Source organism: Stenotrophomonas maltophilia (genome assembly GCF_006970445.1).
Classification (GTDB): domain Bacteria; phylum Pseudomonadota; class Gammaproteobacteria; order Xanthomonadales; family Xanthomonadaceae; genus Stenotrophomonas; species Stenotrophomonas maltophilia_AU.
In genome coordinates, this window is the sequence record NZ_CP033877.1 from 20,440 (window position 1) to 35,544 (window position 15,105).

Sequence of the window (15,105 nt, forward strand, 5' to 3'; positions counted from 1 at the left end):
GTAACAAAGCCTGCCGGGGCTGGCCGCCGCCATCGTCATCCGTGGCCCCGTACCATGGCGTGCGTTGCCGCCTGATCCATCAACCTGAATCATGAATCCCGCCGCACGCCGCCGTTGCCTGCCGTTGTCCGTCCTGCTGCTGTCGCCCTGGGCGGCCGTGGCCGAGCCCGCACCGACCGCCCTGCCCAGCGTGCAGGTGCAGGCTGCGCGGGTGCCGGGCATCGACCCGTTCGCGCTGCCCGCCAGCCAGGATACGGTCTGGATCGATGCCAGCCGCGCCGGCGCCGGCGCGCAGTTGTCCGAGGCGTTGGCCGGGGTCCCGGGCCTGGTCGCGCGCGACCGGCAGAACTTCGCGCAGGACACGCAGCTGTCGATCCGTGGCTTCGGTGCGCGCTCGACCTTCGGTGTGCGCGGGGTGCGGGTATTGATCGACGGGGTACCGGCGACCATGCCCGACGGCCAGGGCCAGCTGTCGCACGCCAGCCTGTTGGGCGCCGAACGCATCGAGGTGCTGCGCGGGCCGTTCTCGGCGCTGTACGGCAACTCCTCCGGTGGCGTGCTGCAGGTCTGGAGCGCACAGGGCCAGGCCGGCGACCCGTGGCGGCTGCGGCTCAACGCCGGGGCCGACAACACGCTCAGCGTCGGCGCGCAATTGAAGGGTGCCGGCCGTGTTCTGGATTACAACATCGCCGCCAACCACTTCCGCACCGATGGCTGGCGCGACCACAGCCGTGCGCGCCGCGAATCGCTCACCGCGCGTATCGGTGGCGATCTCGGTGGGGGCCGGCTGGAGCTGCTGCTCAATGCCCTGGATGCCCCTGATGCGCAGGACCCGCTGGGCCTGAGCCGTGCCCAGGTGGCGGCCGATCCGCGCCAGGCCACTGCCGTGGCGTACCAGTACAACACCCGAAAATCGGTGCGCCAGCAGCAGGCCGGTCTGCGCTGGACCCGGGAGACCGGGGCGCAGCGCTGGCAGCTGATGGGCTATGCCGGCCAGCGCGCGGTGACCCAATACCTGCCGATTCCGCCGACTGCCCAGGCCAACCCACTGCATGCCGGCGGGGTGATCGATCTGGAGGGCGGCTATGGTGGGCTGGACGCGCGCTGGGGCTGGCACGGCGACCTCGCCGGTCGACCGCTGGATCTGGTGGCCGGGCTCAGCGCCGACCGTCAGCGCCAGCACCGCACCGGCTACGAGAACTTCATCGGCAGCGCCCTGGGCGTGCGCGGGCGCCTGCGCCGTGACCAGATCGACGTCGTGCAGAACGTGGACCAGTTCGCCCAGGCCTGGTGGCAGTGGAGCCTGCGCTGGTCGTTGCTGGCCGGCGTGCGCCACAGCGCGGTGCGCTTCGCGTCCGACGACCGCTACATCGTCGGCGCCAACCCCGATGACAGTGGCCGCCGCCGCTACCAGGCGACCACGCCGGTGGCCGGGATCAGCTTCGAGGCCAGCCCGCAGTGGCGCCTGCATGCCGCCGTGGGCCGCGGCTTCGAGACACCCACCTTCAACGAGCTGGGTTATCGCGCCGACGGCCAGGCGGGACTGGCGCTGGACCTGGCGGCGGCGCGCAGCCGCAGCCTGGAGGTGGGCAGCAAATGGCACGCACAGGATGGGACCCAGCTCGATATCAGCCTGTTCCGCGCAGATACCGACGATGAGCTGGCAGTTGCCAGCAACATCGGAGGTCGCAGCACCTATCGCAACATCGGCCGTACTCGCCGCCAGGGCGTGGAACTGCAGTACCGCCAGCCGTTGGCCGAACAGCTGGAACTGCAGCTGGCCTGGACCTGGCTGCAGGCACAGGTGCGTGCGCCGTACCTGACTTCGAACACCTGGGTTGCCGCAGGCAGCCGCCTGCCCGGGGTACCGCGCCAGCAGGCCTTCGCCCGGCTGCAGTGGACCCCCGGCGACTGGCAGTGGGCGCTGGAGGCCTCCGCCAGCAGCGATACCGTGGTCAACGACCTGGCCACCGAGCGCGCGCCGGGCTACGCATTGCTGAACCTGGAAGCCGGCCGCCGCTGGACGCTGCCGGGGGGCGAGCTGCGCGCCTTTGCCCGGCTGGAGAACGTGCTGGACCAGGCCTATATCGGTTCGGTGATCGTCAATGACGGCAACGGGCGCTTCTACGAGCCGGGACCGGGACGACGGGCCAACGTCGGCCTGCAATGGTCGTGGCGCTGAAGGGGTAGTGCCGGCCGCTGGCCGGCATCGCGCCGTCCAGGACGTCAGGAGGCTGCCGGCCAGCGGCCGGCACCACCCTTAAATCGGGGGGCCTTGGCCGGCGTTGCTCCGTGCACAGCAGTTCAGACGTTGCCGGTCAGCGGCCGGCGCCACCGGTCAGTCGGGCGCCTTGGCCGGCACGAACGGCGAGGTCGGGTCGCTGGCCGGGAAGGTCTCCTCCAGCGCCTCGTCCTGGTTGTCGCTGGCGCGCTGCTTGCGTTCGCGGCGCTTGAGCGGGCTTTCCTGGCCGCCGCGATGGCGGTCGCCGCCGTCCTTGCGATCCTGGGCCGCCTGTTCAGCCTCGTGCTTCACCGGCAGGTGGTCGCCACCGTGCTCAGCGTCGAAGAAGGGCGCACCGGTACCACGGTAATCGGCATTGTCGGCATCGTGCTTGCCGCGCTGCTCGCCGGGAATGGGCGGGTGGTTCGCGCGCAGCGGGTCGCGGGAGGTCTCTCGGCTCATGGTCTGGCTACCTGCGCTCGGGGCGACCACTACACCGCGCCACAGGTAAAGCCGCCGCGAACCCGGCGTCATGAACATCTCGCTCACCCCCCGGTAACGGCACCGCGCGTATTCCTGCCCACCCGCCCCCGCTGCAGGAGCCGGCCATGCCCCGTCTTGAACGACCCGCACCGTCCGTGTTCAACGCCCTGCTCGATCCGCTCGGCCAGCGCACGGCGCAACGCCGCACGCGCCGCCATGAGGATCCGCAGGCGGTGGCGCAGGACTACCTGCAGTACATGCTCAGCGATTACGAGGAGCGTCGCGGGCAGAACCACCGCAACTGGCGTGATCTGTGCCCGGTCTATGCCTTTGCGCTGACCACCCATGCTGCCGACTGGCCGCGCGGTGACGCCGCCGATACCTGCGAGGAACTGGCCGAGCACTGGGAACAGATGCGCGGGCAGTCGCGGTTGAGCTGGTCGCAGGCACGGCCGGTGGTGGAAGACGCCTGGCGCGCGCTGGACCACATTCCGACGGCGGCGGTGAGGCCCTTGCTGCAGTAGTGTAGGGGTTCGGCATGCACACTCGGCTGTCCTGTGGTTGCCGGCCAGCGGCCGGCACTCCCGGATCTGCGTAGAACCCACGTGCACGGCACGGACACGGCTGGTTTACGCCCTCCGGACCACGCTGGGCACCCTGCCCTGCGCCAAAGGTGCACCCATGGCTCGTCCGATCTGGACCGGCACGCTGTCGTTTGGCCTGCTCAACGTGCCGGTGTCGCTGATGTCCGGCGAACGCAAGGTCGACCTGCAGTTCCGCATGCTCGACTCGCGCGACCGCAAGCCGATCCGGTTTGAGCGGGTCAACGCCGATACCGGCGAGGAAGTGCCCTGGAAGGACATCGTCAAAGCCTACGAGTACGACAAGGGGAGCTATGTCGTGCTGGAGGAAGGCGATATCCGCTCGGCGGCACCGGAAAGCCACGAAGCAGTGGAAGTGGAATCGTTCGTGGATGCGGCGCAGATCGACCCGCGCTATTACGAGAAACCGTATCTGCTGGTACCCGGCAAGAAGGCCGAAAAGGGCTACGTGCTGCTGCGCGAGACGTTGCGCAGCACCGGCAAGGTGGGCATCGCACGGGTGGTGGTGCGCACACGCGAATACCTGTGTGCGGTGATGCCACAGCAGGACGCGCTGGTGCTGATGATCCTGCGTTATCCGCAGGAACTGGTGGATCCCGAGGACTACAAACTGCCCACCGGCAAACTGTCCGACTACCGCATCACCAGCAAGGAAACGGCAATGGCCGAGCAGCTGATCGAGTCGATGGCCGGTGATTGGGACCCATCCCAATACCACGACGAGTTCCGCGAGCGACTGCAGCAGGTGTTGAACAAGCGCATCAAGTCCAAGGGCGGCACCACCCGGGTGGAGGATGAGCCTGCACCACGCGAGGATGCGACAACGAACGTTGTTGACTTCATGGCGTTGCTGCAGAAGAGCCTTGATGCGAACAAACGTACGCCGGCGAAGAAGACCGCAACGCGCAAGGCAGCCACAAAGTCGACGGTGAAGAAGGCCGCAAAAAAGGCGACGAAGAAAGCTGCAAAGAAGACCGCACCACGGCGCAAGGCAGGTTGAGCCATGTCGTTGCACCAGTACAGGCGCAAGCGCCGACTTGGAGGTGGCGCCGGGCAGACGCCGGAACCTGACGGAACGCCTGCACGCGCTGATCCCAAGCGGCGGCCGGTCTTCGTCATCCAGCTGCATCACGCAAGCTCGCGTCACTACGATTTCCGTTTGGAGATGGACGGTGTACTGAAGAGCTGGGCGGTGCCGAAGGGGCCGTCGCTGCGTGTCGGTGAGAAGCGACTGGCCGTGGAAGTGGAAGACCATCCGCTGTCCTACGCCGGGTTCGAAGGAGACATTCCTGAAGGCCACTATGGTGCTGGCCACGTGGATGTGTTCGATCACGGCACCTGGGCCTGTGAAGGCGATCCACTGCAGGCGCTGGCTGCTGGAAAGATCGACTTCGTGCTGCATGGGCAACGCCTGGCCGGTGGCTGGAAGCTGGTGCGGACCGCGATGAAAGGACGCCAGGTGCAGTGGCTGCTGATCAAGCGTGACGACGGCGAAGCGCGCGACGCCGAAGCAGATGATCTGCTGGGCGTGCCCGCGCCGAAGCGCGCGTCCGCAGTGATGAAGCGCACTGCGGGCAAGACGGGGCGTGCTGCACCAGCCGCACGCACTTCTATCCGCAAGGCCGATGCACGCTGGCATGCGCACGCGCTGAAACTGGACGGCGCACGTGACGCGCCCTACCCGCAGGGGTTCAAACCGCAATTGACCGATCATCGCGACAGTGCGCCGGACGGCGAGCGCTGGCTGCACGAGATCAAATGGGACGGCTATCGCCTGCTGGCCGATCTGCACGACGGCGAGGTGAAGCTGCGCTCCCGCAATGGCCTGGACTGGACCGATGATTTTCCCGAGGTGGTACAGGCCGTGCAGGCGCTGCCGGTGCGCGATGCACGCCTGGACGGCGAGTTGGTAGTGCTGGACAAGGAAGGACGCAGTGACTTCGCAACGTTGCAGCGCGTGATCGATGGCAGTTCAAAACAACCGCTGCGCTACATCGTGTTCGATCTTCCGGGTGTGGCCGGCGTGGACATCAGCCGTGCGCCGCTGGTGGAGCGCAAGGCGCTGCTGAAGGAGCTCATCGGGCCCGCGCCCGGCACTCTGGCCTTCAGCGAACACGTGATCGACCATGGACCGCAGGTGTTCGACGCCAGCGGTGGGGCCGGCTTCGAAGGCATCGTCAGCAAACAGGTGGATGCGCCCTATGTGAACACCCGCGCGCGCAGCTGGGTGAAGGTGAAGCACGAAGACACCGACGAGTTCGTGATTGTCGGCTATACGGCGCCGAAGGGTTCACGCGTGGGCTTCGGATCGTTGCTGCTGGCAACGCCGGACAAGGGTGGATTGCGCTACGTGGGCCGGGTCGGTACCGGCTTCGATGACGAGAACCTGCGCGCGCTGCTCAAGGCACTGCAGCCACTGGCAATAAAGACGCCCGTGCTGCAGCTTCCGGCGCATGTTCCGTTCCGCGCCGCCAGCGTGCGCTGGGTGAAGCCGGTGACGGTGGCGGAAGTGGCATTCCGTGGCTGGGGCAAGGAAGGCTTGCTGCGCCAGGCCAGTTTCAAGCGGCTGCGCAGCGACAAGCAGAAGGAGGACCTGGGAATGAGCACAGCAACAGCAGATGCTGAAGTCGGGGGCGAGGTCCAGATCACTCATCCGGAGCGGGTGGTGTTTCCCAGTCAGAGACTGAGCAAAGGCGACGTGGCCGACTATTACCGGCGCATGGCGCGCTGGATCCTGCCCGAGATCGTCGGACGTCCGCTGTCATTGCTGCGCTGTCCGGATGGCGCCGGCAAAGTCTGCTTCTTCCAGAAGCATCATGGCCCCGGCCTGGGTGACGCGGTGCATGCAGTGCCCCTGCAGCAGAAGAGTGGCCGCGAGGATTACGTCTACATCGATGATGCGCGGGGCTTGCTGCAGCTGGTGCAGATGAACACGCTGGAGCTGCATCCATGGGGTGCGACCGTGGCCGACCCGGAGCATCCGGATCGACTGGTGTTCGACCTCGACCCTGGTGACCGCGTCAGCTGGGCACAGGTGAAAGCCGGTGCACGCGATGTGCGTGACCGCCTGCAGCAGGTAGGTCTCGAGAGCTTCGTGCGGCTGTCCGGTGGCAAGGGCGTACATGTGGTGGTACCGCTGCAGCCCAAGGCGGACTGGGAACAGGCGAAGGCATTCTGCGAGGCGTTTGCGCAGGCAATGGCACAGGAGCAACCTGAGCGCTACGTGGCGACGATGAGCAAGGCCAAGCGCAGTGGTGTCATCTTCATCGACTGGCTGCGCAACACGCGCGGGGCCACCAGCGTGTGTTCGTGGTCGCTGCGCGCGCGCGATTCCGCCGGTGTGGCGGTGCCGCTGCGCTGGGAGGAACTGGCTCGTATCAGTGCCGCCGACGCATTTCCCATGGGCAAGGCGCTGGCGAGGGCGAAGCGCTTGAAGGGTGACCCTTGGCAGGGCATCGAGCGGTTGAAGCAGACGCTGCCGTCGCTGAAGCGGTAGTGCCGGCCGCTGGGCGGCAACAGCAGGATGGCCGAGGTTGCCGGCCAGCGGCCGGCACTACCTGTATGCGCTCAGCGCGGATCGCGCGAGGCGCGACGGCCGAACCACCAGCCGACCAGCAGTTGCAACGGCAGCGATGCCAGCAGCGAAATGACGAACCAGAACGGGTAATCCGCACCTACCGTCCACATGGCGTAGCCACAGCCCAGCGCGATCAGCGACCAGATCGAGAAGCCGTGCGAACGCGGCCAGCAGGGCGCGTAATAGGTGGCGAAGGAAATGCCCGCGATGCCACCGAGCACGCTGAAGGTGAGATCCCAGCCCAGCTGCACGCTGTTGCTGTCCGGCGACATGCCCAGCAACGGGGGCAGCCAGCTGGCGACGCTGCTGACCAGCGCAAGCGACAGCACGCCGCCGATCAGGGCGACGATGGACAGGAACAGGGTCTTGAGCAGGCCGGGCATGCGCGCATTGTACGGCTGCGCGAAGTGCCTGGGGTTCCCGGCCAGCGGCCGGCACTACCGATGGGTCGGCATGGCCGCCGCGTCCGTGGGAGAGGGGGACGGAGCGACGGCGGCCATGCACAGGCGGTCAGGCGGCGAAGTCGAGCACCACGCGGCCTTCGATGGTGCCCGCACGCATGCGCGCGAACACGTCGTTGATGTTTTCCAGGCGGTCGGTGCTGACTGTCGCCGCGACCTTGCCCTCGGCGGCGAACTGCAGCGATTCCTGCAGGTCCAGCCGGGTGCCGACGATCGAACCGCGCACGGTGATGCCGTTGAGCACCATGCCGAAGATATCCAGCGGGAAGTTGCCCGGTGGCAGGCCATTGAGCGAGACGGTGCCGCCACGGCGGACCATGCCCAGTGCCTGCTCGAACGCCTTTGGCGACACCGCGGTGACCAGGGCGCCGTGCGCGCCGCCGATCTCCTTCCTGAGGAACGCGGCCGGGTCGGTGGTACGCGCGTTGACGGTGACCTGCGCGCCCAGCTGCCGCGCAAGTGCAAGCTTGGTGTCGTCCACGTCCACCGCGGCCACGTTCAGCCCCATCGCGCGGGCGTACTGCACCGCCATGTGGCCCAGGCCACCGATGCCGGAAATCGCCACCCAGTCACCGGGTTGGGTATCGGTGACCTTCAGGCCCTTGTAGACGGTCACGCCGGCGCACAGCACCGGCGCGATCTCGACGAAGCCCACGTCCTTCGGAAGCAGGCCGACATAGTTGGCATCGGCCAGTGCGTATTCGGCGAAGCCGCCGTTGACCGAGTAGCCGGTGTTGCGCTGCGTCTCGCACAGCGTTTCCCAGCCCCCCAGGCAGTGTTCGCAATGACCACACGCCGAGTACAACCAGGGGATGCCGACCCTGTCGCCTTCCTTGACGTGCCCTACCCCGCCTCCCACGGCCACGATGTGCCCCACGCCCTCGTGACCGGGGATGAACGGCGGGTTCGGTTTCACCGGCCAGTCGCCCTCGGCGGCGTGCAGGTCGGTGTGGCAGACGCCACAGGCCTCGATCTTGACCAGCACCTCGCCCGCCCCCGGGCGCGGTACCGAGACTTCCTCGATCACCAGTGGCTTGCCGAACTCGCGCACCACGGCGGCCTTCATGGTCGAATTCATGTTCGGATCTCCGTAGTGCGCTTGCCCACAGAATGACGCCGGCTCGAGGCCGGCGCTTTGATCACGATCAAACCTTTGAAGATTCCTGCGCCGGGTTCAGCTGGCCAGCACAGAGGCCTCGCGGGCCAGGCGTTCAATGGCATCCCAGTCACGGGTCTGCAGCAGCGCCGGGGTGGTCAGCCACGAACCGCCCACGCACAACACGTTGGGCAGGTGCAGGAACTGCGGCGCGGTCTGCGCACTGATGCCGCCGGTCGGGCAGAACCGCACATCGGCGAACGGGCCGTGCCAGGCGGCCAGCAGCGCGGCGCCGCCGGCCTGCACTGCGGGGAAGAACTTGAAGGTGTCCGAGCCGTGCTCCAGGCCCAGGATCAGGTCCGAGGCGGTGGCGGCACCGGGCAGGTACGGCAGGTCGGCATCGCGCGCGGCGGCATACAGCGCCGGCGTGGCACCGGGGGAAACGGCAAAACGTGCACCAGCCTGCTTCGCCGCCTGCATCTGCGCGGCGTTGAGCACGGTGCCGGCACCGATCACGGCATCGGGCACTGCCTCGACCATGGCCTTGATCGCATCCAGCGCCTGCGGTGTGCGCAGGGTCACTTCGATCACCGGCAGGCCGCCGCGGAACAGCGCCTGGGCCACTTCGACCGCTTCGTTCACATCTTCGGGGGTGTACACCGGGATCACCGGTGCCAGCTTCAACAGCGCGCGCAGGCGCGGATCAGCGCTGGACATCGTCTTGCTCCTTGCCCGACCGGGCATCGCGGATGCTGCCGGGCCCGGCAGCGCAGCGGCGCATGATGCCACGCGGGCCGCGACGGTGCCCTGCCCCGCACCGCGCCGGATTCAGGCCGGGTCGGCCTGCAGTGCCTGGATGCGACGCTGGTACCAGTCGCCGCCGAGCGGATCGAACACCGCCGAGCGCTCCATCTGCGCCTCGTACACGTGTACCGAGATCGCCAGTGCGTCATCGCTGGCGTTGCGCAGGGTGTGGTACTCGTGCGGCGGGATCAGGCTGCCGGCACTGCCGCAACCCCCGCGCAGCGCAGCGTGGCGGCGGAAGCGCCAGCGCTCGCCGGCGCACTCCAGCAGTTCGTAACGGGTGATCTCCAGTTCGCCCAACCACACTCCCTCCACACACCACATGGCATCGTGGTCGTGCAGCGGCGTGCCCTGCCCTGGGCCCCAGCTCATGGCAATCACGCTGTAGCCGTGTTCGCGGCTGTGGTACAGCGGACGTCGTGCGTAATGATCACTGACCGGCCGATGCACGCATTCGGGCAACTCGATGCGGCTGTCGGCTATGGCCTCCTGCAGCGCCAGCTGCAGGTCGGCGGTGATGCGCCCGGCATCACCGGAGGTCATCGCCGCGTCGACGGCAGCGATCAACCGGTCGCGGCCACGGAACGGCGGAAACGGAGAAGTCTGCAGGTCCATGCCCCGAATGTAGCGAAGCATGGTTAAGGGAATGTTGGCGTTCGCGCGCGTCGCGTCCGCATTCAGGGTGAACACGCGCGGAAGAACGGTTCAGATGCAGAGGCAGTAGAGCGATCACAATGGAACCTCGCGCAGCAGAACGTGTCGAACACGACGCGATTCAGTTCCGCTGCGACATTCCGCAACTTCGCGCCCGACGGGCGCAAGGCTAGAATTCTCCGACTTACCTGGTTCTATACATGTCAGTGCGAAATATTAGCGATGCCGCGTTGCCGGCATCGAAGGGCAAGGCTGCCACGATCAACGACATCGCACGACTGTCGGGAGTTTCCAAGAAAACGGTTTCAAGAATCATCAACAACTCGCCGCTGGTGCGCAAAGACACCCGCGACAAGGTCGAGGCGTTGATGCGCGAGGTCGGTTACGTGCCCGACCCCCTGGCGCGCGGACTCGCGTTCCGCCGCTCCTTCCTGATCGGCCTGGTGTACGACGACCCCGGCGCCCAATGCATTGTCGACCTGCAGCACGGCGCGCTGGAAGCGCTGCGCGGCACCGGCTATGAGCTGGTGGTACACCCGTGCAACAGCCAGGATCCGGACTGTGCCGACGGCGTGCGCCGCTTCGTGCAGCAGCAGAAACTGCATGGCGTGATCCTGGGCCCGCGCGCATCCGAATCGATGGCGCTGGCGCAGATGCTCGACGCGATCGACTGCCGCTACATCCGCATCAACGCGCATGCGTCGGAAGAAGACGTGCAGGCGGTGGTCACCCACGATCGCGACGGTGCCGCTGCAGCTGCGGGCTATCTGCTCTCGCTCGGCCACCGCGATATCGCGGTGATTGCGGGTCCGGGAGATCGTCGTAGCGCACGCGAGCGTACCCATGGTTTCCTCGATCGGCTGGCCCAGGTGGGGCTGACCCTGCCGGGCGAGCGCGTGCTGGAAGCGGGCGACACCTTCGAGTCCGGCGTGCATGCCGCCGAGCGGCTGCTGATGGGCGGACAACGCCCCAGTGCGATCTTCGCCGGTAACGATGAAATGGCCGCTGGCGTCTACCAGGTGGCATTGCGCGCGGGCATCGCGGTGCCGCAGCAGTTGTCGATCGTCAGCTACGACGACAGCCCGCTGGCGTCGCGGCTGTGGCCGCCGCTGACGTCGGTGCGCCGCCACGTCTCCGACATCGGCCGCATGGCTGCCGCGATGCTGGTGCAGACCGACGTACCGGAGGCGCCGACTGCGGCCAGCGTGCATCCGCAGCTGATGGTGCGCGGTTCCTGCCGGGCCGTGGACGGCTGAGTGCCCTGCCCTCGCCTGCGCCGTGGCAACGGTGCAGGCCGGTGGAAACGAGAACGGCGCACCAGGGTGCGCCGTTCCAGTGCGAAGCGGTGTGCGTTGCGCGCTTACACGTCGCCGCCGTCGGCCCAGCCTTCGCCCGTGCCGGCCTGGAATACGCGGTCATCGCCCTGCACTTCACCGGCCGGAAGATGCGCCTGGTCGGCCAGTGCCGCGTAGATCGGGGTGAAGTCGGGTGACGTCGCCTGCATCAGCTGTTCGAAGCTGTCGATGACGAAGTAGGTCTTCTGGAAGGTGTCGATGCGGTACTTCGTGCGCATGATCCGCTGCAGGTCGAAGCCGATACGGTTGGGTGCGGCCGATTCCAGCGAGTACAGCGACTCGCCCTTCGACGACACGATGCCGGCGCCGTAGATGCGCAGGCCGTCGGGCGTATTGATCAGGCCGAATTCCACCGTGTACCAGTACAGGCGGGTCAGGTTCTGCAGCGCATCCGGGCCGATCGCGTGGGCTTTGACACCGCCACGGCCGTACGCCTCCATGTAGTCGGCGAACACCGGGTTCATCAGCAGCGGCACGTGGCCGAACAGATCGTGGAACAGGTCCGGTTCGGCGATGTAGTCGATCTGGTCCGGGCGACGGATCCACCAGGTCACCGGGAAGCGTCGATTGGCCAGGTGGTCGAAGAAATCCAGTTCCGGCAGCAGGCCTTCAACGCCGACCAGGGTCCAGCCGGTGGCGGCGCCGAGCACTTCGTTGAGCTGGTCGAAGCGCGGAATCATGTGCGCGTTCATGCCCATCTCGTCCTGCGCGTCCAGGAATTCCTGGCAGGCGCGGCCGACCAGCAGTTCGCGCTGGCGCTGGTACAGGGTGCTCCAGGTGGCGTGGTCGTCGGCGCTATAGGTGTCCCACGGCTGCTCGACGAGCGCGGTGGTATACACCGGCACGTAGCCCTTGTCGGTCTGCTGGTGTTCGACGCGGCGGGGCTGTGCGAGGTCCATGGGGCACTCCTTGACGGGATACCCGAGATGCTAGGGCAGGGCGCGCGCAACAGGGTTGCAAAAGTTGCGTCGATTGGCCTTGTTGGCGCAATATCCTTGCGTACTCACCATGTTGCGGGGCAACAATGGCCGGAGAAGTCCAGTTCGATCGCACGGATATACGCCTGCTGGCTGAAATCCAGCGGGATGGTCGCGCCACCAACGCCGAGCTGGCGACGCGGGTGAACCTCTCACCCTCGGCCTGCCTGCGCCGCCTGCAGCGGCTGGAAAGCGAGGGCGTGATCGTCGGCTATGGCGCGCGGCTGGAACCGCGTCAGCTGCGGCTGGGCCTGCAGGCCTTCGTGCGCGTGCAGCTGGAAAAGCACGACCAGGCCGCCATCGGCCACTTCGTGGACAGCGTGCAGGGCTGGGATGAGGTGGTGGCCTGCCATGCACTGACCGGCGACATGGACTACCTGCTGCACGTCTACGTGCGCGACCTGGAGCACTTCTCGCACTTCCTGCTGGACCGGCTGCTCAACGCCGGTGGCGTGGCCGATGCCAATTCCAGTTTCGTGCTGCGCACGGTGAAGGGCTTCCAGGCATTGCCGCTGTCGCAGCTGGAGCCCTGAGCGACCACCGGGCGTGCCCGGTGGCCACGCATCAAGGAATCAACACTTGTCCTTGCGGCCCATCAGCTTGCCCAGGCGCGAGGCTTCCTCGCACTTCGGCGCGGCCACCGGGGCCGGTGCAGCTGCAGCGGCACGCGCGCGCTGCAGTTGCTGGATCTTCGCGCGGATCTGCGGCATGGCTGCCATCGCGGCCTTTTCGCCTTCCAGGATCGCGGTGCCACGCTGGCTGAAATCGGCGGCACCGATGTCCAGTACCTTCGGGCGGATGACGATGTCGGCGCGCGCCAGTTCCTGCTCACCCAGCCGCTGGCCCATGATCGAGATGGACTGGTTGACGATGCCCAGCATGTCCGTCGGCGCCTTGCCGCTGGCCTTGCTGGAGATGTCCACGGCAATCACGAAGTCGGCGCCGAGCTGGCGTGCGGCGTCCACCGGCACCGGACTGACCACGCCGCCGTCGATGTAGTTGCGGCCACCGATCTTCACCGGCTCGAACACACCGGGGATGCTGCTCGACGCGCGCACGGCCTGGCCGACGTTGCCGCGCACGAAGATCGAGCGCTCGCCGGTTTCCAGCTGGGTGGCAACGGCGGCGAACGGCTTTTTCAGACGCTCGGCGGGACGGTTGGCGACCTGCTCGTTGACGTAGTCCTGCAGCTTCTGGCCCTGCACCAGGCCACCGGAGAACAGGCGCACGTCGCGGATGCTGGCTTCGTCCAGCGCCACCGCCTTGCTCTGCATCTGGAAGGCGTCCATGCCGCTGGCATACAGCGCACCGACCACGCTGCCGGCGCTGGTGCCGGAGACCACGGCCGGCTCGAAGCCGTTGGCTTCCAGCATCTTGATCACGCCGATGTGCGCGAAGCCCTTGGCTGCGCCACCACCGAGAGCGATGCCGATCCTGATCGGCTTGGCCTGCGGCACCACGGTCGGCGCAGGCGGCGGCGTGGGACGGACCGGATCGCCACCGCAGCCGGCCAGCAGGCCGATCAGGGCGACGGACAGCAGCATGCGGGGGCGGAACAGGCTCATCGGCAGTGCGCTCGCGGCGCCGGATTCAGGAAAGGGCGCCAGCATACCGAAGCGATGGCGGGCCGGGCAGGGTGGGGGAGTTCCCTATTCATAAAGGTAGTGCCGGCCGCTGGCCGGCAATTGCTGGGATGCTGGCAGAGGTGCAGGAGGTTGCCGGCCAGCGGCCGGCACTACCGGAGCCGGTCAGAACCGGTTGTCGCCGTCCAGCATCCGGCCCAGGCCGCCCAGCACCGAGCCTTCGCCGCGGCTCTGGCCGCCGCCCTGCGGCGCGGCCATCCACATGCGGCCGGCCAGGCGCGAGAACGGCAGCGACTGCAGCCAGACCTTGCCCGGGCCGGTCAGCGTGGCCAGGAACACGCCTTCGCCGCCGAACAGCATGCTCTTGATGCCGGCCACCCGGCGCACGTCCATGTCCACGCTGGAGTGGTAGGCGACCACGCAGCCGGTGTCCACGTCCAGGCGCTCGCCGGCGGCCAGCTCGCGCTCGATCACGCAGCCACCGGCGTGGATGAACACCCAGCCGTCGCCTTCCAGCTTCTGCATGATGAAGCCCTCGCCGCCGAACAGGCCGGTCATGATCTTGCGCTGGAACTGCACGCCGATCTGCACGCCGCGCGCGCCGGCCAGGAAGCTGTCCTTCTGGCAGATCAGGCGGCCGCCGTGCTGGTCCAGCTTCATCGCCAGGACCGTGCCGGGGTAGGGCGCGGCGAACGCGACCTTGCCCTTGCCATGGCCGCTCTGGGTGTAGACGGTGGCGAACAGGCTCTCGCCGGTCAGCACCCGCTTGCCTGCGGCCATCACCTTGCCCATGAAGCCGCCGCCCTGGTCGCCATTGGCGGCGCCGAACACCGTATCCATCTGCACGGTCGCGTCCTTGAACATCAATGCGCCGGCCTCGGCAATAGCGCTCTCGCCGGGGTCGAGCTCGATTTCAACGAACTGCATTTCATGGCCAACGATGCGGAACTCGATGTCATCGGCGCGGCCACTGGCGGCCGCCGGAACCGGCGGTGGAGAGTTGGGCATGCCCGGGGCCGCTGACTGCAGTTCGGGCACCTCGGCAATCGACGTCCACCCGCTCATGCCCTGGCACCAGGCCAGCGCACGCGGGTTGGCCTGCGCATAGCGGCGCGCGGCCTGGTCATCAAGCGGTCCGATGCGGTCGGCCTGGGCGGAGGCATGGAAGTACCACTGGGTCATTGCGGCGGCTCCGCGGCGCTGGAAAACCCCGAGTCTAGCGAGCCGGCCGGGGCCAGGGCGACGGGGCCATGAACGGCCGGCATTTGCGAGGCAGGTGCTGTATTGCAACA

Annotated in this window: 14 protein-coding genes; 6 read left to right on the forward strand and 8 right to left on the reverse strand. The window is 67.5% G+C overall.

Annotated elements, in window-relative coordinates; translation table 11 throughout:
- Nucleotides 1-91: 91 nt before the first annotated feature.
- A complete protein-coding gene (locus EGM71_RS00095; RefSeq protein WP_188486901.1) occupies nt 92-2,182 on the forward strand; it encodes a TonB-dependent receptor family protein in 2,091 nt (696 codons plus the stop codon).
- Between the two features lie 156 nt (nt 2,183-2,338).
- Here EGM71_RS00095 and EGM71_RS00100 read toward each other — a convergent pair whose 3' ends face one another.
- Nucleotides 2,339-2,683: a hypothetical protein gene (locus EGM71_RS00100; protein ID WP_100441050.1), complete on the reverse strand. Its 345-nt coding sequence runs from the start codon at nt 2,681-2,683 to the stop codon at nt 2,339-2,341.
- A 146-nt stretch (nt 2,684-2,829) separates the two neighbouring features.
- Between EGM71_RS00100 and EGM71_RS00105 the strand changes: the two genes are divergently transcribed.
- The 3 genes from EGM71_RS00105 to ligD all read left to right on the forward strand — a co-directional run bounded on the left by EGM71_RS00105 (nt 2,830) and on the right by ligD (nt 6,802).
- Nucleotides 2,830-3,228 (forward strand): hypothetical protein, encoded by a 399-nt coding sequence (locus tag EGM71_RS00105; protein WP_100441051.1) that lies wholly within the window; start codon nt 2,830-2,832, stop codon nt 3,226-3,228.
- Nucleotides 3,229-3,385: 157 nt separating this feature from the next.
- Nucleotides 3,386-4,306, forward strand: coding sequence for a Ku protein (locus EGM71_RS00110; protein WP_188486903.1), 921 nt, complete (start codon nt 3,386-3,388; stop codon nt 4,304-4,306).
- Between the two features lie 3 nt (nt 4,307-4,309).
- The gene (gene ligD, locus EGM71_RS00115; RefSeq protein ID WP_188486905.1) at nt 4,310-6,802 is read left to right on the forward strand and encodes a DNA ligase D; all 2,493 of its coding nucleotides are present in this window, start codon (nt 4,310-4,312) and stop codon (nt 6,800-6,802) included.
- A gap of 71 nt (nt 6,803-6,873) precedes the next feature.
- Here ligD and EGM71_RS00120 read toward each other — a convergent pair whose 3' ends face one another.
- The 4 genes from EGM71_RS00120 to EGM71_RS00135 form a co-directional block, all read right to left on the reverse strand.
- Nucleotides 6,874-7,266, reverse strand: coding sequence for a hypothetical protein (locus EGM71_RS00120; RefSeq protein WP_188486907.1), 393 nt, complete (start codon nt 7,264-7,266; stop codon nt 6,874-6,876).
- A 127-nt stretch (nt 7,267-7,393) separates the two neighbouring features.
- Nucleotides 7,394-8,422 (reverse strand): alcohol dehydrogenase AdhP, encoded by a 1,029-nt coding sequence (gene adhP / locus EGM71_RS00125; RefSeq protein ID WP_188486909.1) that lies wholly within the window; start codon nt 8,420-8,422, stop codon nt 7,394-7,396.
- Between the two features lie 96 nt (nt 8,423-8,518).
- The gene (gene eda / locus EGM71_RS00130; protein WP_188486911.1) at nt 8,519-9,157 is read right to left on the reverse strand and encodes a bifunctional 4-hydroxy-2-oxoglutarate aldolase/2-dehydro-3-deoxy-phosphogluconate aldolase; all 639 of its coding nucleotides are present in this window, start codon (nt 9,155-9,157) and stop codon (nt 8,519-8,521) included.
- Nucleotides 9,158-9,268: 111 nt separating this feature from the next.
- A complete protein-coding gene (locus tag EGM71_RS00135) occupies nt 9,269-9,859 on the reverse strand; it encodes a cysteine dioxygenase family protein (protein ID WP_188486913.1) in 591 nt (196 codons plus the stop codon).
- Nucleotides 9,860-10,098: 239 nt separating this feature from the next.
- On the opposite strand from EGM71_RS00135, the gene EGM71_RS00140 reads away from it, so the two are divergent.
- The gene (locus tag EGM71_RS00140; RefSeq protein WP_188486915.1) at nt 10,099-11,154 is read left to right on the forward strand and encodes a LacI family DNA-binding transcriptional regulator; all 1,056 of its coding nucleotides are present in this window, start codon (nt 10,099-10,101) and stop codon (nt 11,152-11,154) included.
- Nucleotides 11,155-11,258: 104 nt separating this feature from the next.
- Here EGM71_RS00140 and phhA read toward each other — a convergent pair whose 3' ends face one another.
- Complete coding sequence (gene phhA, locus EGM71_RS00145; protein WP_188486917.1) at nt 11,259-12,152, reverse strand: phenylalanine 4-monooxygenase; 894 nt, start codon at nt 12,150-12,152, stop codon at nt 11,259-11,261.
- Between the two features lie 125 nt (nt 12,153-12,277).
- Here phhA and EGM71_RS00150 point away from each other — a divergent pair, with 125 nt between their 5' ends.
- On the forward strand, nt 12,278-12,763 hold the full coding sequence (locus EGM71_RS00150; protein WP_049446786.1) for an Lrp/AsnC family transcriptional regulator: 486 nt from the start codon (nt 12,278-12,280) through the stop codon (nt 12,761-12,763).
- Nucleotides 12,764-12,802: 39 nt separating this feature from the next.
- Here EGM71_RS00150 and EGM71_RS00155 read toward each other — a convergent pair whose 3' ends face one another.
- Together EGM71_RS00155 and EGM71_RS00160 are read right to left on the reverse strand one after the other, a co-directional pair.
- Nucleotides 12,803-13,795 carry a patatin-like phospholipase family protein gene (locus tag EGM71_RS00155; RefSeq protein ID WP_087921052.1) on the reverse strand — a complete coding sequence of 331 codons (993 nt, stop codon included), beginning with the start codon at nt 13,793-13,795 and terminating at the stop codon, nt 12,803-12,805.
- Nucleotides 13,796-13,978: 183 nt separating this feature from the next.
- Nucleotides 13,979-14,995, reverse strand: coding sequence for a TIGR00266 family protein (locus EGM71_RS00160; RefSeq protein WP_188486919.1), 1,017 nt, complete (start codon nt 14,993-14,995; stop codon nt 13,979-13,981).
- Nucleotides 14,996-15,105: the final 110 nt, after the last annotated feature.